The following is a 456-nucleotide window of genomic DNA, read 5'->3' as shown; positions in this document are numbered from 1 at the left end:
TAACACCAAATGTGGTCATGTTTTCTTCCAGCTGTTCCAATAATGCAGGCAATGTGGACAACGAACGTTGACGGACAGGCGCACACAAGTCACGCATGCTTTGCAGCTCTTCTTCATCTGTCAAAACTGCTGTGCGCTTGGTCATCAGCATGTCCATCGCTGTGCACAAGCTTTTACGCAAAGGTTTGTCTTGCAAAGAAAGCGCGGCGTTTTGCTTGAACGTTTCCGGCTTCATATGGAATTTGATGGTTTGGGAACTCATGCTTTTTCCTCCAAATCGGCAGTGGAAATGTGATCAGGCAGAGCGGCCAAAACCACCAAATCGCGCGGGTCATGTGCACCATAGGCCAAAGTCAATTGAATATCAGCAGTCTTAGACGGGTCGGGAATCAAAATAACGTTGGTAGGCATGCCTTTTTCTACCAGTTTTTCGCCTTCAACAGCATTATGTAATTC

1 protein-coding gene and 1 pseudogene are annotated in these 456 nt (G+C 46.7%); both read right to left on the bottom strand.

Going from position 1 to position 456, the window contains the following annotated elements:
- A pseudogene (locus ACTHUR_RS20515) lies at window positions 1-262 on the bottom strand ((Fe-S)-binding protein); the annotation flags it as partial.
- A partial coding sequence (locus tag ACTHUR_RS20510; RefSeq protein ID WP_440400639.1) for an LUD domain-containing protein occupies window positions 259-456 on the bottom strand: 198 nt, incomplete at its 5' end. The pseudogene ACTHUR_RS20515 and the gene ACTHUR_RS20510, both read right to left, overlap by 4 nt.

The organism is Neisseria sp. P0021.S007, from assembly GCF_051956855.1.
The sequence above is the reverse complement of the archived record's forward strand: the minus strand, read 5'-3'. Positions and strand labels throughout refer to the sequence as shown.